Origin of the sequence: Neobacillus sp. CF12 (genome assembly GCF_030348765.1) — a bacterium.
GTDB lineage: Bacteria > Bacillota > Bacilli > Bacillales > Cytobacillaceae > Neobacillus.
The window spans coordinates 609,696-636,393 of record NZ_JAUCEU010000007.1; the positions used below are offsets into that span (position 1 = coordinate 609,696).

At 39.2% G+C, this 26,698-nt stretch carries 25 protein-coding genes, 1 pseudogene and 1 riboswitch; of the genes and pseudogenes, 3 read left to right on the forward strand and 23 right to left on the reverse strand.

The features are described from left to right. Positions 1–16 precede the first annotated feature (16 nt). From QUG14_RS03170 to QUG14_RS03185, 4 genes are all read right to left on the reverse strand, one after another. Positions 17–973 (reverse strand): MBL fold metallo-hydrolase, encoded by a 957-nt coding sequence (locus tag QUG14_RS03170; RefSeq protein ID WP_289339101.1) that lies wholly within the window; start codon positions 971–973, stop codon positions 17–19. Between the two features lie 163 nt (positions 974–1,136). Continuing rightward, on the reverse strand, positions 1,137–2,306 hold the full coding sequence (gene ftsZ, locus QUG14_RS03175) for a cell division protein FtsZ (RefSeq protein ID WP_289339102.1): 1,170 nt from the start codon (positions 2,304–2,306) through the stop codon (positions 1,137–1,139). A 787-nt stretch (positions 2,307–3,093) separates the two neighbouring features. Then, on the reverse strand, positions 3,094–6,264 hold the full coding sequence (locus QUG14_RS03180) for an ATP-binding cassette domain-containing protein (protein WP_289339103.1): 3,171 nt from the start codon (positions 6,262–6,264) through the stop codon (positions 3,094–3,096). Between the two features lie 235 nt (positions 6,265–6,499). Then, complete coding sequence (locus QUG14_RS03185; RefSeq protein WP_289339104.1) at positions 6,500–6,670, reverse strand: hypothetical protein; 171 nt, start codon at positions 6,668–6,670, stop codon at positions 6,500–6,502. Positions 6,671–6,923: 253 nt separating this feature from the next. Between QUG14_RS03185 and QUG14_RS03190 the strand changes: the two genes are divergently transcribed. After that, the gene (locus QUG14_RS03190; protein WP_289339105.1) at positions 6,924–7,478 is read left to right on the forward strand and encodes a MerR family transcriptional regulator; all 555 of its coding nucleotides are present in this window, start codon (positions 6,924–6,926) and stop codon (positions 7,476–7,478) included. A 14-nt stretch (positions 7,479–7,492) separates the two neighbouring features. Here the strand turns inward: QUG14_RS03190 and QUG14_RS03195 are convergent, their stop codons facing one another. The 7 genes from QUG14_RS03195 to QUG14_RS03225 form a co-directional block, all read right to left on the reverse strand. Beyond that, positions 7,493–8,428 carry a patatin-like phospholipase family protein gene (locus QUG14_RS03195; RefSeq protein ID WP_289339106.1) on the reverse strand — a complete coding sequence of 312 codons (936 nt, stop codon included), beginning with the start codon at positions 8,426–8,428 and terminating at the stop codon, positions 7,493–7,495. 96 nt (positions 8,429–8,524) lie between these two features. Beyond that, on the reverse strand, positions 8,525–8,959 hold the full coding sequence (locus QUG14_RS03200) for a hypothetical protein (RefSeq protein ID WP_289339107.1): 435 nt from the start codon (positions 8,957–8,959) through the stop codon (positions 8,525–8,527). A gap of 234 nt (positions 8,960–9,193) precedes the next feature. Next, complete coding sequence (locus QUG14_RS03205; protein ID WP_289339108.1) at positions 9,194–10,768, reverse strand: SagB family peptide dehydrogenase; 1,575 nt, start codon at positions 10,766–10,768, stop codon at positions 9,194–9,196. 23 nt (positions 10,769–10,791) lie between these two features. Then, positions 10,792–12,726 (reverse strand): TOMM precursor leader peptide-binding protein, encoded by a 1,935-nt coding sequence (locus tag QUG14_RS03210; protein ID WP_483310790.1) that lies wholly within the window; start codon positions 12,724–12,726, stop codon positions 10,792–10,794. Between the two features lie 8 nt (positions 12,727–12,734). Beyond that, the gene (locus QUG14_RS03215) at positions 12,735–14,654 is read right to left on the reverse strand and encodes a putative thiazole-containing bacteriocin maturation protein (protein ID WP_289339110.1); all 1,920 of its coding nucleotides are present in this window, start codon (positions 14,652–14,654) and stop codon (positions 12,735–12,737) included. A gap of 170 nt (positions 14,655–14,824) precedes the next feature. Further along, a complete protein-coding gene (locus QUG14_RS03220; RefSeq protein WP_289339111.1) occupies positions 14,825–15,190 on the reverse strand; it encodes a heterocycloanthracin/sonorensin family bacteriocin in 366 nt (121 codons plus the stop codon). Between the two features lie 320 nt (positions 15,191–15,510). After that, positions 15,511–15,681, reverse strand: coding sequence for a hypothetical protein (locus QUG14_RS03225; RefSeq protein ID WP_289339112.1), 171 nt, complete (start codon positions 15,679–15,681; stop codon positions 15,511–15,513). 302 nt (positions 15,682–15,983) lie between these two features. Here QUG14_RS03225 and QUG14_RS03230 point away from each other — a divergent pair, with 302 nt between their 5' ends. Then, positions 15,984–16,538: a MerR family transcriptional regulator gene (locus QUG14_RS03230; protein WP_289339113.1), complete on the forward strand. Its 555-nt coding sequence runs from the start codon at positions 15,984–15,986 to the stop codon at positions 16,536–16,538. A 54-nt stretch (positions 16,539–16,592) separates the two neighbouring features. Here the strand turns inward: QUG14_RS03230 and QUG14_RS03235 are convergent, their stop codons facing one another. Beyond that, a complete protein-coding gene (locus tag QUG14_RS03235) occupies positions 16,593–16,841 on the reverse strand; it encodes a hypothetical protein (protein WP_289339114.1) in 249 nt (82 codons plus the stop codon). A 211-nt stretch (positions 16,842–17,052) separates the two neighbouring features. Between QUG14_RS03235 and QUG14_RS03240 the strand changes: the two genes are divergently transcribed. Beyond that, entirely contained in the window at positions 17,053–17,628 is a 576-nt protein-coding gene (locus QUG14_RS03240; RefSeq protein WP_289339115.1) for an HAD-IA family hydrolase, read from the forward strand. A gap of 40 nt (positions 17,629–17,668) precedes the next feature. Here the strand turns inward: QUG14_RS03240 and QUG14_RS03245 are convergent, their stop codons facing one another. The 11 genes and pseudogenes from QUG14_RS03245 to QUG14_RS03295 all read right to left on the reverse strand — a co-directional run bounded on the left by QUG14_RS03245 (position 17,669) and on the right by QUG14_RS03295 (position 26,670). Further along, complete coding sequence (locus tag QUG14_RS03245) at positions 17,669–18,100, reverse strand: universal stress protein (protein ID WP_289339116.1); 432 nt, start codon at positions 18,098–18,100, stop codon at positions 17,669–17,671. Between the two features lie 107 nt (positions 18,101–18,207). Further along, the gene (gene thiW, locus QUG14_RS03250) at positions 18,208–18,705 is read right to left on the reverse strand and encodes an energy coupling factor transporter S component ThiW (protein WP_289339117.1); all 498 of its coding nucleotides are present in this window, start codon (positions 18,703–18,705) and stop codon (positions 18,208–18,210) included. A gap of 28 nt (positions 18,706–18,733) precedes the next feature. Further along, the gene (gene thiE / locus QUG14_RS03255) at positions 18,734–19,396 is read right to left on the reverse strand and encodes a thiamine phosphate synthase (protein ID WP_289339118.1); all 663 of its coding nucleotides are present in this window, start codon (positions 19,394–19,396) and stop codon (positions 18,734–18,736) included. 8 nt (positions 19,397–19,404) lie between these two features. Next, positions 19,405–20,211 carry a bifunctional hydroxymethylpyrimidine kinase/phosphomethylpyrimidine kinase gene (gene thiD, locus QUG14_RS03260; RefSeq protein WP_289339119.1) on the reverse strand — a complete coding sequence of 269 codons (807 nt, stop codon included), beginning with the start codon at positions 20,209–20,211 and terminating at the stop codon, positions 19,405–19,407. 12 nt (positions 20,212–20,223) lie between these two features. Then, the gene (gene thiM / locus QUG14_RS03265) at positions 20,224–21,030 is read right to left on the reverse strand and encodes a hydroxyethylthiazole kinase (protein WP_289339120.1); all 807 of its coding nucleotides are present in this window, start codon (positions 21,028–21,030) and stop codon (positions 20,224–20,226) included. Positions 21,031–21,064: 34 nt separating this feature from the next. Next, positions 21,065–21,739: a thiaminase II gene (gene tenA / locus QUG14_RS03270; RefSeq protein ID WP_289339121.1), complete on the reverse strand. Its 675-nt coding sequence runs from the start codon at positions 21,737–21,739 to the stop codon at positions 21,065–21,067. Positions 21,740–21,852: 113 nt separating this feature from the next. Next, positions 21,853–21,956, reverse strand: a riboswitch (TPP riboswitch). A 402-nt stretch (positions 21,957–22,358) separates the two neighbouring features. Next, positions 22,359–22,691, reverse strand: coding sequence for a hypothetical protein (locus QUG14_RS03275; RefSeq protein ID WP_289339122.1), 333 nt, complete (start codon positions 22,689–22,691; stop codon positions 22,359–22,361). 150 nt (positions 22,692–22,841) lie between these two features. After that, positions 22,842–23,261 (reverse strand): annotated as a pseudogene (locus QUG14_RS03280) (cation:dicarboxylate symporter family transporter); the annotation flags it as partial. A 184-nt stretch (positions 23,262–23,445) separates the two neighbouring features. After that, entirely contained in the window at positions 23,446–24,189 is a 744-nt protein-coding gene (locus tag QUG14_RS03285) for an SDR family NAD(P)-dependent oxidoreductase (RefSeq protein ID WP_289339123.1), read from the reverse strand. 57 nt (positions 24,190–24,246) lie between these two features. Next, positions 24,247–25,320 (reverse strand): phosphotransferase family protein, encoded by a 1,074-nt coding sequence (locus QUG14_RS03290; protein ID WP_289339124.1) that lies wholly within the window; start codon positions 25,318–25,320, stop codon positions 24,247–24,249. Positions 25,321–25,437: 117 nt separating this feature from the next. After that, on the reverse strand, positions 25,438–26,670 hold the full coding sequence (locus tag QUG14_RS03295; protein ID WP_289339125.1) for an acyl-CoA dehydrogenase: 1,233 nt from the start codon (positions 26,668–26,670) through the stop codon (positions 25,438–25,440). Positions 26,671–26,698 lie beyond the last annotated feature (28 nt).

The following is a 26,698-nucleotide window of genomic DNA, read 5'->3' on the forward strand; positions in this document are numbered from 1 at the left end:
ATCCCGAACATATGTATCAAATCGTAGAAGAATGGAAAAACAGTTTCCCGTCTCTTAGCTCACTATATACTTCACCACTCAGTTCAAGGTAAATCAGGCGAGTAATCGTGGCCAATAATGGCGCAAAGGATTGCGGTGGTTGAACAGGTCCGTATATTTCTTGACAAACTTGCCAAGAAGTTTTTTCTATCTGACTAACAGCGTTTAAAACCTGCTGTAAACGATGTTTGTGTCCAGATATCATTTCATCTATGCGATCTGCCATGTTGAAAATAAGTTCACCATGACCAGGCAGCGCTAGTTTTGTTGGATAGACTTTTAATCTTTCCAGTGAGGCAAAATTATCTTTTAAAGGATTCTCGTCGTTTTCTGACCAATGAGCAATAATCGGAGAAAGTCCAGCCAAAACGTGGTCCCCTGTCACCATCACTTGCTGCCTACGATTATAAAAACAGAAATGATCACTTGAATGCCCTGGAGTCCAAATGGTTTCATACGTTTCGTCCCCTAGCTTAATAGATTGCTGGTTTTCAAATAATCCATCTGGTTCAAAGTCAAAAATATCTGTTTCAGATTTCCTTTGTTTCATTGGGAATTCAGGACAACCATGTGTTGTTAATAGGCTTCGAAACCAACTTGATCCATCAGCGTTACGATTTCTCACCATTTCCTTATAACCTAAACTAGAAATATAAACAGGAACATGATGTTTTTCTTGAAACCACCTAGCAAGACCCAAATGATCAGTATGGGCATGCGTTAATACTAGCTTTTCAACTTTAATACCCGATGATAATGTTTTCTCCCACAGATCGATTGATTCTGTTGCTTTACTACCTGTATCAATGATCGTAAAGCCATTTTCTCCTTGTATAAAGTAGCTGTTCATATGAAACATATCAAATGGGTATCGAACCACAAGTTGATAAATGCCATCCGAGATCTTCGTTAAAGTTGAGCACTGTTTCGTCAATCCAACTTCCTCCATTCAGTTATCTTACCTATTTATTGAATGTATCATCTAGAACTGTTTATGTGAATAGAATTTTCAGATTAATTAAATAAAAGCAGTATCTCTATAAATAAAAAAAGTTTGGCTCATAAGAACCAAACTTTTTTCTTATATCTTTACTAAGTTAAAATGACCGAAGTCGTTTTTTCCGATTGCGCAAGAACGCTGGAATATCATTCGAGTCTTCTGCCTCATCAACGTGATGGCCAAAATCCTGAACGTCTTCGTCATGGATGTAAGGGTCCGGTTCTTGATAGTGTATACGTTGGTTTCTTTGATTTGAATTTGGAAATTCTTCCTGAAGTGCTTGGGGTGAACTTTGTTCGGCCGTATTATCCTCTTGATCACTGAATCCAGTCGCTATAACGGTTACAATAATCTCATCTGTTAAGTTTTCATTTATGACAGAACCAAAAATCATATTTAATTCCTCGTTGGAAGCCGAAGCAACGATTTCTGCTGCCTCTTGTACTTCAAAAAGACTTAAATTATTTCCCCCGGTTATATTCATGATGACACCATGTGCTCCGTTAATAGAGGTTTCCAAAAGCGGACTGTTTAAGGCTTTCTCTGCAGCTTCTGCCGCACGGTTTCTGCCTTCAGCAATGCCAATTCCCATTAAAGCGGTTCCTTTATGGGACATGACTGTTTTCACGTCTGCAAAATCAAGGTTGATTAAACCAGGCACCGCAATTAAATCTGAAATCCCTTGAACACCCTGACGCAGGACATTATCCGCTTCCCGGAAGGCATCAATCATAGGAGTTTTTTTATCGACAATCTCCAATAAGCGGTCGTTTGGAATAATAATCAAAGTGTCCACGGCTTCCCTCATTGCATCAATTCCACTTTCTGCATTTTTGGCACGCTTGAAGCCCTCGAATTTAAAAGGTCGTGTTACAACTCCAATCGTTAGGGCACCAAGCTTTCGAGCAATTTTCGCGATGGCGGGTGCTGCACCTGTGCCAGTACCGCCGCCCATTCCAGCCGTTACGAAAACCATGTCCGCACCTGCTAACACTTCTTCAATCTGATGTTTGCTTTCCTCGACAGCTTTTCGTCCTATTTCTGGATTTGCACCAGCACCTAATCCCCTCGTCAAGGTAGAACCAATTTGCATCTTGATTGCTGCTTGAGATTGTTTGATCGCTTGGGAATCTGTATTTACGGCAATAAATTCTACACCGTCAACGCCGTCCTCAATCATACGGTTCACAGCATTGTTTCCCCCGCCGCCTACACCAATTACTTTAATTTTCGCTAAATGTTCCATACCTGTATCAAATTCTAACATGGTAATTCCTCCCCATTATCATAAAAGCTACAACCTTTTGAATTAGTAGATTAGGAGGTTAGATACCCATACCTCCGAATTAATTTAGTAGAAAAAATGATATAGTGTTTAGTCTACGTAACATTAATTTCCTTGTCTAGTTAAGTGTTACCTATTATTAATGGCTGAAAAATGGGAAAAAGCACACTCATTATGAATAGGAAAAGCAGTAATATTTTTCCTGTTTGGGGGAGTTTGGTCCTGTTTATTAGCTTAATATTTCTATTATTAAAGGAAGTTTACAATCTATTTACAAATAGATACACCTCCCTTGGTTCGACAAAATTTGAAAAATCACTTGTTATAATGGCTTTAACTTAGGGGGCAAACTCTTAAAGAATGCGAAGGAGGAAACATGGCGGACATATTACTGTATATTGGTACATACCTAATTGTTGCTCTTGCTGTTGGATGGCTCATTACAATCGGTTTTGATCAATTTGTAAAATAAACCTGAAATCCTTCATCGGTGTTATGAAAGACAAATCATAAGCATTTCTAGTAAGTTTCGTCCTTCTTCGGTGCTATGAAAGACAAATCACAGGCATTTCTATTGAGATTTGTCCTTCATCGGCGTTATGAAAGACAAATCACAGGCATTTCTATTAAGATGTGTCCTTCATCCGTGTAATGAAAGACACATCATAAGCAATTCTAATAAGTTTTGTCCTTCATCTACAGTCTCCATCTTCAAATAAAGAAAAAACGCATTTGCAAGGATGAATTGCAAATGCGTTCTCACTAATAGTTAATTATTTTGCTCAAGTGCTTGATAAACCGCCATCATATCTCGTTTATTCAACTCACGAATACGATTGAAAATGGGAATATTCGCAACTGCTTCTGTAATTTTACTTTCCGCAACAACATCCCTCACATTGCCCGTTAACCATGTATGGATATCAATGCCCTCGACTGTTTCCTTCCGACCTTCCTCATTAATGCCGGTTTCATAACAACTTACACATGGCACAGATAGTTTATAGACTCCATCATGGAGATTATCTTCTGAAATAACCTTCTTCCCATTACAGAATGGACATTTATGAGCTGCCTTAATCTTATTAATTTGAGTAACAATTTTTTTGTAACCAAACGCTTCATAGACATAGGTTAGTTTTTTATATTTTCCATTCGTGAAGTATTTATCAATAATGGTTTCCCGCGTTTCGGTAATAGTGGCAAAATCACAGATTGTGACTCGGTTTTTACTACTAATGGCTTCGATATTGCCTTTAATCTCGTTCCAAAATGGTAAGGCATTTTGGAAAACGACCTCATAGCCAAGAAAATTTCCCAGATCAAGTTCAAGCATTTTCAATCTTACTTGTGTTTCCCTTGGTAGTAAGGACACATCTTCTGTGAGTGGCATATCCCCACCAACAATTGCTTTTAGTTTTTCGAGTTCTGGCAACTTTCCTACTGTTTCGATGGCACGTTCAAGAGGTTGTTGAATAATCTCACGAATATCACTGTCGCCAAATTTCAATTTTTTATGATGGTTTAGCACGGTCCCTTTACAAATCGGACAAGGAATCATCTCTTTTGATTCTTTCATCTGCTCTTTAATGATGGATTTCGAAATAAACATGTAACGTCCAAGGATGGTATTAAAGCCTTCCCACGTTCTCGATGCTTTACCTGCTTTATCGTAAAATGACTTTTCCCAGTAACCATATAAAAAGGTATGCATTTCTTCTTCCGACATTTCATTAAAGCTTTTGCTAATATCCTGTCCTAATTCATTCTTGATCTCATCAAATAGGAATTGTATTTTGGGATACTGGTACCATTTTAAAACCTCCATCACGTCTGGATGTAATAATCCATCCCAGAAAGGTACCGTTTTGTCTTGGACGACCACATCAAAATCAAACTTTTCAATTAACCGGCGACCGGAACAGCATGGACAATGATTATCTTGATGATAGAAATCAAAGCTTCTTGTATCTTTATTGGTCGGATGTGAAGCAATGATATGGTTGATTAGGCCGCCAATTTCATAGAGAAAACTATATTGACTATACAAGTGGCGTTCAAGATCAATCGCGATGACAGGTGCAATGGTGTCGGATTCATATTCCCCATAAATCAGACGGGCCATTGATGATAAGCTTTTTAGGATACCACCTTTATAGATGTTTTCAGCGTTTTTAAAATAAGAAATATGATTTTCTTTTACATAATGAATGCCATGTTGTGGGTTAAGAGCGGAAGATATTTGTGATGGAACAACACTATCTTCACTTGTTTTTTGACGATAAAACTCATCATGACTAAGAACATCTAAATGCTGAACAGGCTCAATCTGTCTTGCACCAAAATCAACGATATAATCTGAACTTTCCAGCATATAGGCATTGTGTTCGATCATCATAATCGAAACAGACTCATCTTGGAGGATGACCCTAACACTATCAATGAACTGGTTTAAAATATTTTGTGATAGACCTTTTGAAGGCTCGTCAAAAATAAACAGCGTATGCGGGTTCCTTGTGTTCGCAAACAGTTCAGAAACTAAATGAACACATTGAAATTCACCCGTTGATAAGGTTTGTGTCTTTCTTTCTAAAGTTAAATAACCAAGACCTAGTTTAATTAATAAGCTCAAACGTTTATGAGCGATATCTTCATTTGGCAACTCATCAATGATATCCTCAATCGAACGCTGAAAAATATCATCAATATCTTCGCTATATTTGGTAAGTTTTCGTTTAATATCAAGGAATGTCGCTACGGTTGAACGACTCGTAATCGATTGGTTTCGGTCTTGTCCTACAATTACTAATTTGTCTTTTGGATAACGCTTAAGAAAATCCTTGGCGATACACTCATTGACTAACGTTGATTTACCACTTCCAGACTCCCCCGTAAAAGTGACAAGTCTGTTTTTGGGGATTTGAATTTCAGCCATTTGAATATTACGGAAATAAAGGTCCTTAAAATGATAGTACTCTGTAGGCGTTGTTGGATTTCGTTCCCAAATAATTGGTTTCGGACGTGGTGATTCTTCTACAATTTTCCCGCCATATTTCCCACTGCCAGGTCCAAAGAACAATTGCTCATCACTGACATCGAGCACGGTATCAGAATGGTCGATCAGCCAAATTTGATTTTTAAAGCCTAGTTTTCTAATCTGTTCTAAGATTTTTAGCAGCGTTTGGTGATCAAGACCCACGGAAATCTCATCAATGATAATGACGGTATTTTCACTTGCAGCCATGAACTCTGCCAGATAAAGTCGTGTTATTTCTCCACCCGACAAAGTACCCATAATTCGATTTAAGGATAAATAACCAATGTTCATATTGATAATATTTTTGAGAATGTGAAGTTTTGCTTCACTAATATGTAATTCTTCAGCCAATGAAAAAATAGTTTCAATGCTTAAGTTGTTGATATCTGAGATACTATGTGGTTGTTCAAAAAGGTCCATTTTATACTGTTCAACTTCTTGATTGTAGCGCCTACCCGTACATTTTGGACATTCGACATTTTTGGTCGTCCCACGTCCTTTACAATCTGGACACCAGCCTAATGCATTATTAAAGGAGAAAACTTCTGGTGAGAGATTAAATTTTTCAGCAAGAGTTACGCGAATCTCTTTAAAAACGCCCGTATGGGTTCCAATGGTCGAACGAGGATTGGATGAGATCGATGATTTTCCAAGAAAAAGCACTAAAGGCATGTCTTCCATCTTGATGGCACTGAAATTCGTCTCCATGATATTCGGAAACAGATACTGATATTCAGCCTTTGGCAACAAAGAAACAAGACGCTTCTTGGATTCCTCCCCAATGGTTTGACAGAATGTGGTTTTACCTGATCCAGACAAACCTGCAATACCTAGTGATTGATTTACTGGTATTGAGGCATCTAATTTGTTGATATTGTTGGCAATTAATGAATTAATTTTCAATGGATATCCTCTCCACTCTCTCAATTTCATGATTAATAATAGCATAACTACAAGTTAATACGGTAGTTATAGTAAAAACGTTTACAAATCCTTATTGCAAACGGTGCCTGTCACCGCTCGTGGACACTGTCCACCCGAGGCGGACAGTTTGACTAAATGAAGAAAGACAAAAGGCATCTGAATGAGTTCAGATGCCTTTTGTCTTTAATTTTCTATTGGTTTTAGCTTTGTATTGTTAGACTGCTTGTTTTGTAAGTTTTGTATGGTTTACTGCGATGTTTTTAAGTTGAGCATCTAGCTCAGCTAAGTCAGCTTGATCTTTTTCTTTAAGACGGTCAAAAATCACAACGGTAATATAATAGGAACCTATAAAATAACTGATACACATCAACCAAGTAAGAAACATTTAATTTCCCCCTTTGTTATTATCTTAATGTTATTTTAAGGGATTCATCCCCCCTTCTGATGTGATATACATCACGAAAAGTGATATTGAAGAGAATATTTTTACACTAGATGTTTCAAAGATTTAACAGTCTAATTACAAATTGTTAACCATCTGTTGGTTCGACAAATTCTTAACTATCACTTGTTATAATAACCTTATCTACATATTTCCTAAATATTCGTAAATTGATAGTAATAGAGGAGGCATTGTTATGACGGAAATATATTCCCCTAGTCATGTACAAGATTTGCTTGGCATTGATAGCAATACATTACGAAAATATGCCACTCTGTTAGAAGGACACGGGTATCCTATTCACCGCAATAGTAGAGGACATAGGGGCTATTTTGAAAAGGATATTAACACGCTACGCAAATTCATAGATTTTAGCAATCAAGAGGGAATGACGTTGGAACTTTCAGCCCAAGCCATAATGACATTGATTTTTGAAGAAAATAAAACAAACACCGTAACAGAAGTAAACCAGATACTATCTGCACCAGACAAGCGAACGTCAGTGAGTGGTGATTTTGATGAACTGATCGAACGGATAGAAAACTTAGAACGAATCAACTTGGATTTGATCAAATTACTTAAGGAGAAAGCGGTACGGGAAGCTTATCTAGAAGATAAGATGAACCAAATCTTAAAGTATATTGAACGAACGGAGCAACTGTTGGAGGAACGAAGTCAAGTGATGTTGGAAGAAACAAGAAAGCAGATTGCTGCTGCACAGCAAAGGAAATGGTGGCAATGGTGGAAATAAAAAACAAAAAAACGTCATTCTTTATAGAATGGCGTTTTCTTTATTCTTTGTAATCTATTGACCTTATGTTGTTCAAAGTCCCACACCGATAAAAACTTCTTTGTGGACGTATAGCCTGAATGATAGAGAAAATCAATTTCATCTTTAGTTAGTTCAAAATTAGTAGCATTAATGTCCCCTGTCGGGATTTTAATTGTGCGCTCTAGCGTATCTTCGTTCATATGTCGTAGATCATGGGCTTGAAGCATCGTTTTAAATATATTTTTGAAAAGATGCAGCGGCGTTGGTATTACTGGGTCTATACTAACTTCGTCTTTTACAAAACGGAAGCCGAACGTTGGAAACCTAGGGTTTTGCGTATCAAAAATCCAAATTGGGAAGTTACTCAGCAAACCGCCATCTAATATGTAGGATTTATTATGATCTTTTGATTTCCAAATAACCGGACGGAAGAAAAATGGGATTGATGCACTCATCATTACAGCGGTTGAAACCTTCAAATCTGCAGGAGTCATTCTATAGCGCTCTAAATCATCCGGCAAAATAAGCATTTGGCCATTCGAAACATCAGATGCGATAATCTTTAACTTTCCATCTGGAAGATCTGCAAATGTTTTAATCCCTTTTTTTAAAAGAAGTGAATCGACCCAGGCTTCCAAATAATCATTTTTATATATACCAAGATTAAACAGTAGTTCAAGTAAACTGCCGACAATGGGCATTCGGTTCATGACAGTCCTGCCTCGAAGTTTTGAAAAATCTAGTTCACTCAGAAGCTTTCTAATTTCATAGCTTTTATAGCCGCTTGCCAAAAGAGCAGCGATTACGGCTCCTGCAGAGGTTCCAGCTATTCTTTGCCATTCTATCTTTTCCTCTTCCATTGCTTGAATGGCTCCTACAAAAGCAATTCCCCTTGCTCCACCACCTTCAAAAACAGCATCTGCCTTCAACTATTTACACCTCACATTACGTGACTTAAATTTTAAAATACTATATTCCTTCTTGATCACTTTAGATAAAGTTTTCATCACGGAGTAAAATGATCATTATATATTTGTTAGTTGACCATGTACTAGGTCTCTATCTAATTCACGTACTTGATCATATGAGTGTAACAATTGTTCAGGCACCAATGTCCTCCCATACACCCAAGCATTCGTTTCTATTTCCATTCTAAGCTTTGCTATTTCGTGGTCTTCACCGTACTTTAAGGTCCTCAAATCATGTTTGTTTTTCTTAAAATCGATATAATATCCAATCACATGATAAAGAATAATTTTAACAACGTTTTCATCTGTCTCTTTCATTCTAATTTTATTTATATAACCGTTAACTTGAAGATAATTAAATTTTATCGTGTTTGTCGAAACGTTATAGCTCATAGGTACTTTGAGTTTATTGTTAATTTCATAGTTAATACCTAATTTGTGTTGATCTAAAGTTTCTTCAATGATTTTCTCAATATTCCTGATATAAAGCATTATTCTTACACTTCCCTTTTGCTCTCAATATACGTTTTCTATCATCTGAATACTCTTCTATTTTACAAATATGAATGAAAACTATAAAGCTATAATACCAAAAATTAATAATCACATAATAAAACAAATCTAGATACCTATTTAGTCACTGACGGATTGGGCAAATATCCCCATGCATAAAAAAACGTCCTGCACCTTGGATGAACATTCATCTACATCGGTGCAGGAAAGCTATTAACTAAACAAACCTCCCATTAACCAAGGTCGAGGTCGATAGGGACCGATCGGAATTTGGATTAAGCTGGTTTTTCCTTGTGGGTCCATCTGGTAAAGTTCATCACACAGGTTGGAATCATAGCCAAGGAGCGGGTGCCCCCCCATTCCGCTGGCTGCTGCCAATAAGAGTAAACGTTGCACGAGCATACCAGCCTCCATTTGTTGGATGCGATATCCTCTGTATCCCAGTGTATTTTTATAGTAATCCTTAACTCCTGTTACATGTACGCAAATTGGCACTTGGAGTAGATTCACATTATTTAAGGACATACCTGATTGCAGTAGGAGTCGATGATCTCCGAGATAGACCTCCTGTAAAACATGAGAAGTGCTATCATATTGATACGCACCATTAGGAATTCCTTCAACATTATACAAACAGACATTCAGTGACACACGAGGCTTATGATTCTGATGGACAACATCCAAATCATTTCGATACAAAAAGGAATCCGTTGCCTCGTGTAGCAGATTTGCCAGTTCGACTTGACTTACCTTTCCCAAAATGAAATCCATATCTGGAGAAAATCGCTTTCGACAAACAGATCCTAGATCATACGATAACCTCTCCGCATGTGGCAGAGCTATCGATTGACCCTTATAATTTCGATTCTCATTTGCCTCGATCAACTGAAACGATGTTGTAGAATCCAGCATGGACGCTTTATTTACCTTGAGTAACGTCGGGTAATCTTTAACCCTTTGAGACCTGACATAGTGATTAGGCTGAATCTGTGGCAACTCTCGGCACAACTCATCTGCAGTAACCATTCTGTCTACTTCTCTCCCATTGGCAGACCAAATGGTAGGTTCCACCGACATAGGGATCACTGAATACACACTCTCTTCTCGTTCAGATAATCCAAGCAAATGATTTATGGCCTGATCAAGAAATTGGAAGTACACCCCTGATTCAATGCCGAACCGTTTTGATACTTCCAATAACTGTCCCATCAACACACCTGCATCCAATCCCTGTAGACGGTAGGAAAAGTTATTGTATTTGAAAAAATTTTTCCAAAACATCGTCGATATAAAAACAGTGCCAAAACATGATGAAACGTCACAACGATTTCCAAGTGCCTTCGCAATATAAGAATCATGGTTTCCTTCTCGCAGCAGTATTAGGCGGTGGTGTGCTACATCATAATGGTACACTCCAACTGGCAGGTCCTCGATTTTCAAATATACGTATAATTCGTTTGGGTACAAAGCTCCACCAGAAGGAGCAAACCTCCTGCACGACTGCATGACCTCTAAATGGTCTGTAGAATCCAAACTAAAGACAGATTGGCTAAATTGTGTAAGGCCGTAAACATACCAAAGAAAATGGCCGATTTTATGCAGGTCAGGCAAGAAGGAGTGTTTCAGTCCTTCAAGTGTCAGTGGTACATCTAGAGTTAATGGGACCGCAGGCAATCCGCGGTATAGTTTATAAGGAAGTGGATTATCTTCCCAATCCACTTCCCAATTTGGGATGCTTGCCTTCTCAATATCAAAATGTAAATGGTGCAAAAACTCATCTAGACTCATACTCTATCCTCCTAGTGATGCGCTTATGGAAACGGATGAGGATGTGGATTAAGCTGTTCGGCTGTCAGCGGTTCATTTGTATATCCAAGTTCCATAGGTACCCTGAGCACCCTCTCCAGCCCTGTTACTCGGGTAAGGTGATGTCCAAATGTCATCGGCAGCATCCCCGGAATTAGCACTTTTACACAATACAGTCCGTTTCGGGCCGTTTCCGGTGTCGTCTGATCAACCACAATGACATCGAGATTTAATTGGCGAAACACTTGAACTATATCCTGAAGATCATCGGTAAGATCTAAATGTGATGAGTTCCACTTGAATTCCTCGTTAAATGATTGCAATGGACGATGATCGTCCAGCAAAAACTGCAGGCGCTCTTCTGCTTGCTGCAAACCGTACAGCATTCCATGATCATCCATTTGTTGCACCAAGGAAGAATCTTGCAACATCCGTACATACTCCTCATGGTTCGACTCTAATTTCTCATCCAATGACAGCATCATTCCAGCTAACTCGTGAACCGCCGTTTTCACTGCCCGAACTGGATCCAAATGAGATCCGGCCGCACAGATAAGATTCATCCCTTTTTCCTTTCTGTTTTTTGCTATGGCTAAAATACTTGGAATTCCGTGCTCCATCGTAGAGTTATATAAATATAAATCATATTCCGCGACCGCACGCATCCGTTCAATCATTAACTGAAGCTCTTGGTCTTCAATGGAGGTTGGGTCTAGACGCGGGAGGGGCAACTGTGCGTACCAAGTCATCAGGAACGAATCACGCTCCACCACTTCCAAAATACCGTAGAAAATGGCCTCTTCTAGACTTCCGCCCAACGCGCATCCATTGGAAGTTTCATAGACAAATCCTCGTGATCCGCAGCCCAAACTATAATAGGCAAGCAGTTCTGGAACCAGAATCGGACGCTCTTGCAAAAACGAATATCCCCATACCCAATCAATCGGGCGATCTGGATCAAATTCTGTAAATGGAAAACCAGGTCTATCATACTGTTCTTTTGCGTGTACACCTACCTCGATCGGATTGAGGGCTTGATTTTTCAAATGGTTATAACTGTCATGAACCACTGTCCGTTTTCCGCGTGGCTCAAGTCCACAGTACCGCTCCAACCCTTCCAAAATGGCCGTTAACTCACTTACTGCGAATGAGTTAGTACGGCCGGCTGTTCGCTCGTCCCCCTCGAACAAAGGCAAATTGACACTTACATCAGCAAATGTGTGTACGAGATTAACCATTTTATCATTCAAAAGGCCAGTTCGATGATCAAGATAGTCTTTAACGAGAACGTTATTCAGGTCATCTAACGATCGACTGCGATAACTGTCGCTGGTAACCTTCGGACTTTGCTGCAGAGAAATTCGAGCCAACGCTGGTGAATCGTCAGGTAATGGACTACAAACCTGACACAAGGGGACGGGCAGAAACCTGTGCCAGGAACTCTTCAATGTTTTCAGATTGATAAAACATACCTTTCCTTCAGATTGAGCCTGATCACCTTGGATAATTCTTTGGACCTCCGCCACGACCAGGTGAGCCAAGTGTAAAAGACCCGTACGTGTTGCCCAAGCTTCCTGCTGCATTTCTCCTGTTAACTCCAACCTCTTTTGTATTTCCCACATCTCTTTCCGGTCGTGTCCTGTCATAAGACGCCTCATATCCATACATTGTGAACACCCTGGTGTATCCGGTCGAACAAGTGGTCCTATTACGCCCTCTCCAAAAGAAACAAAACCTCTCAGCCAGGGAGTATTCGTTCGATGAAATACCTCTTCTGCTTTTTGATGAACAGAGGGATTCCATGCATCATGTAAAACCAATGCCAAATCAATACTGCCGGGTACGATTGCCCCGAAATCGGTTTGCCGAAATACCATGTAATGAGATGAAAGTTCTTCACACATGTGGTCTGCCAGCAGCCCTTCTCCTACAACCAACATGACAGCACTCACCTTAATCCCTCCTCTTGAACCAATACCCCAAATACCCCTGCCAAACCCTCTTTCAAAAAAGGTTCTAGTTCTAGTTCATATACAAACAACTGCTTTCCGTTCCGTTCCAAGATTTCGATAGCATTCAGCAAGTTCTCGGATTGTATTCTCTCTTCACACGCAGGAATTTCAATGCTTATCGGCACTTTTTCATCCAGAATCATGGACGAAAACTCTAATGATCGTGCCATAACGAATTCATCTACATTTTGTACATTGAAAATTGCCTGCACAAGCGCATTTCGTAATGCCATTGTGATATTCAAATCAACACTGCCATACCATTGGTCATTGGTACCAATCCACACAACCGGGAATCCGGACACTTCCTCGCCAATCCCTATAGTTGGTGCTCCCCGCAAAGTCGTCAGTGCCTGTAAATAAAAATCACAGCGTTCATCTTCTACCGTACTTAACTGCACCGGGAGGACGGAATACTCCTGTTCAAGGCTTTGTTTGATTAACTCCTCGTCCAACCATCTTTGCAATCCCCGGCCAACACTTTCCGCAAACGTTTCACCTGCTCCAACCTCCACTTCCGGAGGTAGATCAAGCGAACCGACCATTTGTGATACATACGCTTCAATTCCGGACAAACCCGCTTCCCTTCTTGCCTCCTCATGTGTCAGTCCTGTACAGACAATATCACCTAACAGGTCAGCTGGTCCCTCTGCCAATGGGTTGACTGCCTGAACTCGGCACTGAGCCAAAGGCAGCTGCTTTAAATCCCCCTCCTCCCAAACATGGAAAATTCCGGTTACCGTAGATGTCAACTGGTTGAAGGAAAGAAGTAATTTACCCGGATCTCCTCTTTCCGTTCCTTGTGCTAGTCGCATATCTATATCTTCAACCAATCTAGATGATGTTTGTTCTGTCACCAGTGGATAAGGCATGAATGAATGCCAGTTTCCTTCTAACGTTTCCAAATCTAGAAGAAAGAATTGATTCTTCTGTTCCTTTTCGGTCACACCCGTAACGTCTTTAAACAACTCAAATACGATTACATTCGCCAACATGGCTCCGGGTGTAGCAGAGGAACTTGAAAATGTCTGATCTTTGAAGAGAGCCCCTTGGTGGATACGGCGCCATGCAGACTCCCAGTCCGCCTCTCTTTCTGGGTGCACGAACGGACCAGCTAAACCCGCCTGCTCTAGACAGATAGCAGGGAGAAACACTTTCTTCTCTTCTCTGCTAACCCTATGTAGAAGCCGGAGTTCTTCTAGATCACCCGTTTCTGACACATATAAAATATAATCAAACGGTTTTATACTCTCTTCCCAGGAAATTCCCTCCTGTTTGTTTAGTGTGACCTCCTCTATCTCCACATCAGCGTCTGTTTTACGGGCATGTGCAACGAGTTCCATTAATCGCTGTCTATTCGTTTGAACACTGTCAGTGATCAGCATGTGGAACTTGGGTAATCCGGAATCAAGTAACGATGCAACCAACGAAACAAAAAAAGGACCAGAGCCTACTGCCAACACTTTCGCTTGACGATAGTTCTGAAAACGGAACCCACCCGAATCGAGCAAATTATCCACAAATTCAATTTGAGAAGCATACTTTTTTAGAACCTGTTCCTTCAATTGATGCGGACGATCTTGGCTCACATCTCGAACAAACCCATTTCGATACAGTGCTTCTGCAATTTCAAACACTCTATCTCGGTATGCCACCGGCAAACCGTGTGTCAGATACTCCAAGGTGTACTCGCCATTAAACATTGGGATTAGCTTTTCAACCCATTGATCGATCATACTGCCTTCCATACGGAACGAGCTTACATTGTTCCGAAAAAACACACCACTGTTGGGATTAGGGAGAAAAAACGTGTCCCTTTTCACTTTCAGACGCATAGAAGGGTTCATATTCGTCATTGCGTTCCTCCTTAGCCGTAGCTTTCTTCATATTTATTTATCATCACTATCATCCTATGTATCGCAATTTGTCCCTTATGTTAATTCTGCAAAGAAGAGCCCCAACAACATATGTAGGGCTCTTCTCCTCTCTATTTCTAAGTGGAGCTTTGGTTAAAAATCTATAGCTATCAACCGCCGCAACGATGGCCTCCGCCACCGCAACGATGGCCTCCGCCACCACAACGATGGCCGCCACCGCAATTGTGTCCTCCGCAGCGATGTCCGCCGCCGCAATTATGGCAGCGATGTCCGCCGCAATTATGGAAGCAATTAAAGCAATTATGGAAGCAATTGAAACAATTAAAGCAGCTAAAGCAACTAAAACATCGCCCAATACCACCAATACCACCAATACCGCCAATACCACCAATACCGCCAAAACCACCAAATCGAGTAGGATCAGTATAATACATGCTTGGGTCATACGGAACTGCCTGGGTCGCTTGGAAATCTCCAAGACTTAACCCCTGGAGTTGACTTTGGAAATCATTCATTTTTATTACCTCCTTATATATATAAAGGGCAGCAGCTACTTGAAATGGGCAAAGAACAAACTTATAAATAGGTAAATACACTGCATTACCTTCCTAAACAAAATATGTACAGTGGGTGGGTATTGCTACTGATACAAAAGCCTATTTTAATAGTTCAAAATACCTCGTGCCTGTCACCGCTCGTGGACACTGTCCACTCCAGGAGGACAGTTGGAAAACAGGATAAAGACAAAAGGCACCTGAATGGGTTCAGATGCCTTGTCTTTTATTAGGAAACTTTATTTTTTTCTTCATTTCTATATTTAATTTTACTTTTTTTCTTAGACTGCTTGTTTCATAGAAGGTGTATGATTTACTGCCATGTTTTTAAGTTGAGCATCTAGCTCAGCTAGGTCTGCTTGATCTTTTTCTTTTAGACGATCAAAAATCACAACGGTAATATAATAGGAACCTATGAAATAACTGATACACATTAACCAAGTAAGAAACATTTTATTTCCTCCTTTGTTTTAACTTTAGGATATTTCAAGAAATTTTTTACACTTTTGTTATGATATAAACCACGAAAGATAAGTTTATCAATAATTTTTTTAAACCTGGTGTTTGAGGTTATAAATATAGAAAACTATCAATCTTCCATGGGAGAATGCCTTATTTTGTTACTTATACTAAGAGAATTTAATAGTCTAATTACAAATTGGTGAATACCTGTTGCTTCGACAATTTCTTAAAAAATCAATTGTTATAATGAATTTATCTTTAGTTGTACGAGTTATTGCGGAGGTGATAGGGTATGACAGAAATTTATTCACCAGGTAAAGTGCAAGAATTGCTTGGAATCGATAGTAATACATTACGAAAGTATGCCACTCTCTTGGAAGGCCACGCGTATCGCATTCACCGAAATAATAGAGGCCACAGGATCTATTTTGAAAAGGATGTTATCACGCTCCGCAAACTAATTGAAACAAGTAAGCAACCGGGGATGACCATGGAACATTCAGTGCAGGCAGTAATGACCTGGATTTCTGAAGAAAATAAAACAGATACTGAATCAGGTCCTGAACCAACACAAAATACAGATATCCTGGATGATCATCAAACGTGTAATCTTGACGAGTTAGTTGAACGTATAGAACATTTAGAGCAAATAAACGGAGATTTAATTAAACATTTAAAGGAAAAGGCTATTCGGGAAGCTTACCTAGAAGACAAGATTAATCAAATATTAAAGTATGTTGAACGCACGGAGCGAATGGTGGATGAACGTAGTAAAATGATAGAGGAAGAAACAAGAAAACAGATAGCTGCAGCCTATCAAAAGAAGTGGTGGCAATGGTGGCGTTAAAAAAACATCGAAGAAAACGTCATTCCCAAGGAATGGCGTTTTCTAGTCTTTCAATCAACTAATTGAGTTTTGTAGGGATGTTTTATCGTCGTTCTCATTAAAGATGATGGGTGAAACCAATATACTTAAACCTAATTCATCATAATCCCACATTTTAATCCACGGAGACGTCCCCTCTGGTAATGTAAATAATCGTTGTTCTAATGGCTGGATGGGCTCCATCTGACATTCAGTCCCATGAATTTTAGTCGCTGGATGAATCAATACCTCTCGCCCTGTATCGTTAAAATATACAAACTTCATCAATACACCTCAATTTCATGTATTTTCTTTAAAACAGAAAAAGTTCCCAAAAAGGGAACTGCAAAACTTGTATGTAAGGAAGAATATATCTCTATTTTCCCTCCCTCTAATTTACCATATTTGTAAGTCTAAAATATTGATATTGCTGGTTTTATGAAAGAAAAAATGTTAAAGTTTACTCTTTAGAATACAAAGAAAGAAGTGATTTAATTTGAACATCTTATGGGATTTTGATGGAACGCTTTTTGATACATATCCAGCCCTGGTCGATGGTTTTATAAAGCTAAGTCAACGAGACCTCGACCGCAGTGAGGTCTTAAAATGGCTAAAGATCGATTCTCTAACTGCCTTTAAACATTATGGAATCGATGAGACTAAACGGCCGGAATATAAAAGGATCGATAAACAATTCTCAAAAGAGTTCAGTAAACCTTTTGAGCATTTAGAAAGAGTATTAGGGGCAGTTGAAAATAATATTATTGTGACCCATCGGGATATGGAATCTACCATCTATCTTCTTGAAAAATACCATTTATCGCACTTTTTTAAGGAGATCGTTTCTGTTGAAGAGCATGGTTTCAATCGAAAACCCCATCCTGCTTCTTACGAACATGTCTTGAAAAAATATCATATTGATTTGGTCGTAGGTGACAGGGAATTAGATTTACTTCCGGCAAGAAAATTAGGGATTAAAACACTTGCCTTTCAAAACCGAAACATCGAAGCTGATTTTCATTTAGATAGCTACGAGAATTTTGTCCCTTTAATCTCAAATCAGCATAAATAAAATGAAACCCCGTTTCCACTAAGAAACGGGGTTTTATTACTCATTTTACAATTAAAACTGGACATGGTGCCTTTTGGACGACATAATGACTTACGCTTCCTAAGAATAGTTCCTTAAGTCCACTTAATCCTCTACTACCCATTACAACAAAATCTGCATTATTTTGCTTTACAAACTCAACAATCATTTGCCCTGGGTTACCTTCTAATAAGAATGTTCTTGTTTTATTTGGCAGCGGAGTTAAATCTTGTTCAATCTCCTTACGTACGGTGTTTAATTCCTCACGTTGAGAATCATCGTACGAAACAAACCCATAAGCATAAGGCAGAGGTTTGGTTGGCTGCAAGACCATAACTACATTCAATTGAATTTGTTTATCCTGCTTTGCTAAATTTAATGCCATATTTAAAGCTTTTTTGCTCAGTTCTGAATGATCATATGCAACAACGATTCTCGAATAATCCGTTAACATTGTTATCATCCTCTCATGGTAAAACCTTTATCTTCTATATATTTATTATACGTCTACCATTCTTCAAAGTGGCCTGAAGTTATTGACAACATTGTTACATTGTTAATTTAATGCAGGGTAATATTAAGTGTATTTTGCTTTTTTAAAAAGATTGATAGAATAATGGCACCAATCAATGCACCCGCAAAAGAGCTAAAAATAAACAACGGAATAAAACCAAAAAGTGCTGCTTTTTGACCAAGTAGTAATGTAGCGATCGGGTAGCAAAGGATCGCTCCAATAATGCCCGTTCCGATCACTTCACCGAAAAAGGCCATATAGATTTTCCTAGTTTTCATAAAAAGGATGCCAGCTAAAAAGGCACCAACCATACTTCCTGGAAAAGCAAAAATCGAACCAGTCCCCATGATATTGCGTAAAATCGATACACATAGGGCCTGCGCTACTGCGTATAAAGGTCCTAAAAGAACGGCAGACAACACATTTAAGAAATGCTGAATCGGAAACACCTTTGTGACACCAACAGGAATAAACAATAAATTACTCGAGAGTGTGCCAATCGCAACCATCATTGCAGTCAAGGTGAGTTTATGCGTTTTTCTCATAAAAAAATCCCTCCAATAGAATAATAGACTAAATGCTTTCTATTACACTATTACTTAAATTTTTTGCTGCTTCTATAACGGATTCAGCATGGCTGATGGCGGTAATAACTGAAACGCCATCGGCTCCCGCTCTCATGACAGAACCAGCATTTTCCGCAGTGATTCCGCCAATCCCAACAATCGGAATACCTAATCCTCTCGCTCGTAATTCTTCAATTAACTTTGTTCCGTTTGAGGGTTTGGCGTCTGCTTTTGTTGTTGTTGGAAAAACCGGTCCGATTCCAAAATAGTCGGCTCCTCCCTTTAACGCAGAAATGGCCTCATCGAAACTATGTACGGAAACTCCAATGATTTTATCAAAGCCAATCTTCTTTCTTACCTCCTCAATCGGCTCATCCTCCTGCCCAATATGCACCCCGTCCGCATGAAGGGCAATCGCCAATTCGATATCGTCATTAATAATAAAAGGAATCTGATACTCTCGGCATATTTTCTGGAGTTCTTTGGCTAGTTCAATCTTTTTATCACCCGTTAATGCTGCGGTTCCCTTCTCGCGAAATTGAAAAAGAGTAATTCCTCCTTCAATCGCTTCTCGCAAAACGTGAGTTGGTTGGTCCATGCAGTTTGGACTTCCCATGATAAAGTAAACCTTCAATGCTTCTCTAACTGCATTCCTATTAAGAATCGTCATCTGCTCTCCTACCTTGTCAGTACATTTCTTTTTCGATACGCCCAGTGATTGGTTGGCCCATGTCCTTGCCCAATCAAAAGCTGATCTTCAATCGCTGCTTGAATAAAATTCTTCGCTTTTAACACTGCTTCATAAACGCTAACACCTTTGGCAAGTTCTGCCGTGACAGCCGCAGAAAACGTACAGCCTGTGCCATGTGTGTTCTTTGTTTGAACTCTAGTACTTGTAAAAGTCGTAAAATCATTTCCATCATACAAAATATCCACCGAGACATTTTGGCCTTCATCATGCCCTCCTTTTACGACTACATTCTTAACGCCTAATTCAAAAAGTCGTTTAGCGGCCTCCTGTTTATCTTCGTGCGTTCGAATCGACATCCCTGTTAAAACTTCTGCTTCAGGAATATTAGGTGTAATCACCAGTGCATGGGGTAACAAATATTCACGCAATGCCGTAATAGCTTCCATTTGGAGCAGGGACGCTCCGCCTTTAGCGATCATAACGGGATCGACCACGACATTTTTCCAATTATAGTACTCTATCAATTCAGAAACAGCTTTGATGATTTCTGCATTAAACAGCATTCCTGTTTTCAGAGCGTCTGTCCCCATATCTTCGCCAATCGATTCAATTTGTTTAATGACTGCTTCTGCTGTCATCGGGTATACTGCTTGAACCCCTAAGGTATTTTGGGCAGTTACAGCGGTCAGAGCAGACATGCCGAAAACCTCTAACTCCTGAAACGTTTTTAAATCCGCCTGAATTCCTGCACCACCGCCACTATCTGAACCGGCTATCGTTAATGCTTTTTTCATTTTGCTCCCTCCTTATACCTGTTTGAATGACGCGAATTGATGGATATCTTCTGGAGCAACAAGGGCAAGTTGATTTAAAAATTCAATTTGGAAACTACCAGGTTTCAAAGCGCCAACCATATCGATTGCTTTTTCCGCTGCAATTCCATAGAAGGTTACTGCTGCTAATCCAGCAAGTAAAAGGTTCTTTTCCACTCCCGCAAAGGCTCCGATTACAGAGGTTAATAGGCAGCCCGTCCCCGTCACTTTCGTTAAAAGCGGATGTCCATTGGATACAAGATAAGTCGTCTCTCCATCTGTCAGTACATCATCTTTCCCTGTAATAACGACAATCGTATTCAGTCTTTGTGCGGCAGTTATGGCCAATTCCACACTACTTCCTTGCTGTTCACCAGCATCAACACCTTTGATCTCCCATTTCTCCCCTAGTACATTGGCAATTTCAGCTGGATTTCCGCGAAGAATAGATATTTTCACTTCTTTCATTATTTTTTGCGCCATTTCCGTTCGGAAAGGTGTTGCGCCCGCTCCAACTGGATCGAAGATGACAGGAATCCCGTGCTCATTCGCCGTTTTTCCTGCTAGAATCATAGAGCTGACCACATCTTTGTTTAATGTCCCTATATTGAGAACGAGTGAGCGAGAAATGCCTACCATGTCGGCAACCTCTTCTGGTGCATAGGCCATGACAGGTGATGCCCCAAGAGATAGAAGCCCATTTGCCGTAAAGTTAGTAACAACCACATTCGTAATATTATGTACAAGTGGTTTTTCTTCTCTTACTCTTTGTAAAATTAAACTCAATTCGCTACTACTCATAGCAATCCCTCCTATTTTGTACAAGCATAAATAACTATCTAATTTTTACTGGCCATTCTTCGAGTTTATAGGCCATATCCCAAAACATATATTCAAGCTGGCAACTAAGTAGGAAATGTTCCTTCATCTTTTCCTTTTCTCTCTCTGTGGCTCCCATCGCCCACTCATCTAGACGGGCACAAAATTTAATGGTAATCGAATCGGTAATAGTGCCATAAAAACTTATCCATTCATAAAACGGATGAGAGTGATCTGGGTTAACCTCCGTTAATAATTTTTTTCCAATTTCCCAATATGTCCACGGACATGGTAATAACACGGCTAAGATTTCCCCTAATGTTCCTTCATGCGCAACAGTAAGCATATGACGGATATATTGATGTGCTGAGGGAGATAATGGAAATCCATGTAAATCCTCGTACGGTACACCTGCTACGTTACAAAAATTATTATGTGGATGGATTTCACTGTTTAAGATAAAAGAAATCTGCTTATTAAACATCTCCATGTCTTCACGCCTCTCACACTTTGAAACAGCGATTCCATAGATTCGGATAAAGGAATTCAAATATTCAAAGTCCTGTTTCACATAATGAATCAATTGCTCGCTTTTTAATTCCCCAGTGGCAATGCCCTGCACAAAAGGATGATCAAAAATGGCTTCAAAGATTGGATTCGCTTCTTTTCTTAACTCTGCTGAAAAACTCATAATTTTTACCCCCTAATTTGTTATGAGAAGACACACTAGCAGGGAGCAATTAGTTTTACCTAAACGAAAAAAGCCGCTCCAAAAATGGAGCGGCTGAATAATGACAATATATTCATACACAGACTCCACTTTCCTACGCTAGTATGAACTAGATCAGGTTCAAAGGGTCCAAGATAACTCTCGTCTCAGCCATAAAACGGCTCCCCTAGTGGTCTTCCTATTAACTTAATTTTCAGTCTACACCCCTATTCAAGTTAAGTCAAACAATAAAGGTGTTCGCTCGGTAAAATTCAACCACACATAAACAGATTTGGTATATTAGCTGGTTTTTCTGCTTTTTTAATAAAGATAAATTTACTTATAGTTTTATAGATGTCTTCGGTTAAAAATAATGCAAAATGGTCATTTCCTCCGTTAAGAGAATATAGTCTTTCATTAGAGCCAGATTCCTCTAAAAGCATATTAACAACGGAAAGTGCTCTTTTTGCAGCTAACTCCAATAGGTTTAAAGGGTTGTCGATTTCAGCATCATATATCAAGTATTTTTGGTTATTTACAACTATTTCATATTTTAGGTCCGTAAATGTTTGCTCATAATCTTCAATTGTAACGCCTTCTTTTAATAAAAATGGTTCAATTTCTTTTTAAAACTTTTCAATCGATCCCTCGACCAAATCTTCAGCATCTGCCATAAAAATCCTTTTTGTTTCATCCCAATAGATAAACCTGATTTTATCGATTTCTTTTTTAGTTCTTCAGCAAGTTTTCTATTTGTATATTTATAAAATCCCAATTCATCTAATCTTCTTAATAAAGGTTTTAACGTTATACAAATGATAATAATCCGAACTTCTTTACCCCATTTTTTAAAGTAAGTTACTATGTCTTTTTTATAAATTCCTATAACTTTTACAATAAAGTAGATTAGAATGAAAAATAAAAATATACCCATATTGTTTCATCTCCACTATATGCTGGAAAGCATTAATTGTCATTTTCCATCAACATTATATCAAAAAAGATTTCTCACAGAAATTCACATAAAAAATCCCTCCTGTGAGACAGTTTCCTACCTGTCTTCACAAAAGGGATTTTTACTTGCTTATGCTACTTTTCTGATATCTACTTTTTTACCATCTTTAAGCTTCTTCTTATAATCAGCGGTTGCTGTGAAAAGGACGTCTGTTGATGAGTTAAGTGCTGTTTCAAACGAGTCTTGTAAAACACCGATGATAAATCCTACACCAACAACCTGCATCGCTACTTCATTAGGAATTCCAAACAAGCTACAAGCTAGTGGAATCAATAATAGTGAACCGCCAGCAACTTCTGAAGCACCGCAAGCACAAATAGCTGACACTACACTAAGGATGATAGCTGTTGGAATGTCCACATGAATTTCTAATGTATGAACAGTCGAAAGGGTTAAAACAGAAATCGTAACTGCTGCACCAGCAATATTAGCTGTTGCCCCTAATGGAATGGATACAGAATAGGTATCTTTATCTAAACCCATTATCTCAAGATTAAAAACTTTATCCCCTACTATTATTATACTTTGTCATTTAGTTGTGGCCTCGAGAAAGTGACAACTTTGTTCGAAATCAATAAAAAAATCCCTTTTGTACGACAGTTTTCTACCTGTCTACACAAAAGGGATGATTGGTAACCTACATAATTTGATAAACATTAAAAGTGATTTGCCCTTAAAGATTTAATGTCCCGCCATCAATCACAATGGTTTCCCCTGTAATAAAGGAAGACTCATCGGATGCGAGGAATAAAATAGTATTTGCGATTTCATCAGGCCGACCGATTCTATTTAATGCATTGGCAGTGGATAATACTGGCCATTTTTTAGTTTTTTTCCAATCTCCTACCATATCTGTATCAATAATTCCTGGAGCAATCGCATTCACACGAATATTCTTTTTCCCAAATTCCGTTGCTGCTGTTTTTGTGAGCGCAATCACACTACTCTTTGAAGCTGAATAAGCAGCTACGAGCTTTTGGCCTTTAATTCCTGCGATACTAGCAGTGTTAACGATGGAACCTCCTGATTCCATCCTTGGAATCACATATTTCATTCCTAGAAAGACACCTGTTGTGTTGATGTCAAAAACTTCCTGCCATTCTACTAGCGAAACATCCGGTATTTTTTTCTCGTCACTTTTCACACCTGCGTTGTTTATTAGGATGTCAAGTTTCCCAAAAGTATCAAGAGCTTTTTGGACCATATGCTCTACATCTTCTGGTTTAGTCATATTCACACGCACAAACTCTGCTTCACCACCGCTCTCTTTTATTAATTGAACGGTTTTGATTCCAGCCTCTTCTCCTATATCTGCGACTAAGACTCGGGCACCTTCTTTAGCAAATCGAATAGCAGTAGCCCTCCCTATACCTCCGCCGCCACCGGTAATGATTGCAACTTTATTTTCTAATCGCATCTTTTCACCCTTTCACTATTTTTTAACCATGCAAATGAATGTTTAAGGGGACAAATTTCACCAAGGTGATACTCCCTTTGAGTAATACAAGGCATACTGAATTAAATTTGCTACTGATTGATTCATCGTAGAAAATCTTTCATCATTTGTCTGCCCATTGTAATAACGGAAATAAATTTGTTGGGCAATGACGGCCAGTTTAAAATACGAGAATGTAAGATAAAAATGTATGTTTGAAATATCGCGTCCGCTTTTTACCGCATAATCTTCTAAAAATTCCTCGCGAGTGAAGAAGCCTTCTTTTACGGTTATTGATTTACCTACGCCGTTTTTTAATTCTTCAGAATCTCCATCTTCCACCCAATAACTTAAGGCTACTCCAACATCTGCAAGGGGGTCACCGATTGTCGTCATTTCCCAATCAAACAGCCCAGCCATCTGACTGAAATCCTCGGAAAACATTGCATTGTTCAATTTATAGTCATAATGAATGATGGTCGGTTTTGGTGAGACCGGTATATTCGTATGTAGCCAAGAAGTTAACTCATCAACACCTAAAATCTCTTCGGTTTTAGCATGTTCAAACCGTTTAATCCAGCCAGCAACTTGACGCTCCATAAAACCATTCGGCTGAGAAATATTCAATAATTCTGTTTTCGTGAAATCAACCCGATGTAGTTCTACTAATTTATCTACCATATGTTCAGAAATTTTTCTGCCTAATTCCTTATTATAATGAACATGTAAAGGAAACTCTTTATCTAATAATATACCTTTCCTTCTTTCCATGATAAAAAAAGGGCTGCCTACGATTGAATGATCATTAGAAAAGATATACGGTCTAGGTGCAGTCGGAAAAAATGGGTGTAAATTAGATAAAATGGTATATTCCCTTTTCATATCATGGGCTTTCTTAGCAACAGGGCCATGCGGCGGCCGGCGCAGCACTGCCTCCCATTCCCCAATCCTTAATAAATAGGTGAGATTGGAGTGACCTGCACCAAATTGCTCAATCTCCAAATCTCCGATTTGCGCTTCCACTATATTTTCACGAATAAATTTCTGAAGAATCTCCTCATTGAGTTCCTCGCCTTTTCGAACCGCAATCGTATCACGAAAGGATACATTCATTTTTCTTAACTCCTTTCATTCGCAGCAAAAAAAGTCAGATAGTAAGAGTCTGCCTCCCACTACCTGAAAATCCGCATTAGGATCCTAACTGGTTTCTAGTTTACAGGATTTGACTGATTAACGAACGGTGGCCAAATCAGCAGTTTGATATTTTTGAAGCTCTAATCTAGCTATTTGACGACGATGAACTTCATCAGGGCCGTCCGCAAGTCTTAACGTTCGAGCATTGGCCCAATGATAAGCCAGCGTGAAATCATCACTTACACCTGCTCCACCAAAGGCTTGGATGGCGCGATCAAGTACGCGCAGAGCCATATTTGGAGCCACCACTTTTATCATGGCAATTTCAGTCTTTGCTTCTTTATTTCCAACTGTGTCCATCATATAAGCTGCTTTCAATGTCAATAAACGTGCTTGTTCTATTTCAATTCGGGAATCGGCAATCCACTCTTGAACAACACCTTGTTCGGCAATTTTTTTACCAAAAGCAGTTCGGCTTTGTACACGTTTGGTAAGGTCTTCAAGGGCACGCTCAGCTAGACCAATTAATCTCATACAGTGATGAATACGACCTGGTCCAAGCCGGCCTTGGGCAATAGCAAATCCTTTGCCTTCTTCCCAAAGCATATTGTCAGCAGGCACACGGACATTATCATAGACAATTTCCGCGTGACCATGTGGGGCATCATCGTAGCCAAACACTGGTATGATTCGTTCAATCTTAACTCCTGGTGTATTCAATGGAACAAGAATCATAGACTGTTGTTCATGTCTAGGAGCCGTTGGGTCATTTTTCCCCATAACAATGGCAATCTTGCATCGCGGGTCTCCAGCTCCTGAAGACCACCATTTCCTTCCATTAATTACATATTCATCGCCATCTCTTTCAATTCTTGTTTCAATATTGGTCGCATCACTAGAAGCCACATCCGGCTCTGTCATCGAAAAACAAGAACGAATTTCACCAGCTAGAAGGGGTTCAAGCCACTGTTTTTTTTGCTTTTCTGTACCATAACGAACGAGGACTTCCATGTTGCCTGTATCTGGCGCACTACAATTAAATACTTCCGGACCTATGACGGACCTGCCCATGATTTCACAAAGGGGGGCGTATTCCAGATTGGTTAATCCGGAACCATAATCACTTTCCGGCAAAAAAAGGTTCCATAATCCTTCTGCTTTCGCCTTTTGTTTGAGTTCTTCCATAATCGGAGGAATATCAGACCAGCGTGTTTTCTGTTGATTTAATTGTTCCTTATAAACCTTTTCATTTGGATAAACATACTCTTCCATAAAATTAATTACTTTTTTCTGCAAATCAACTACTTTATCACTATAAGAAAAATTCATATCATTCAGCTCCTAAACTTATTTTTAT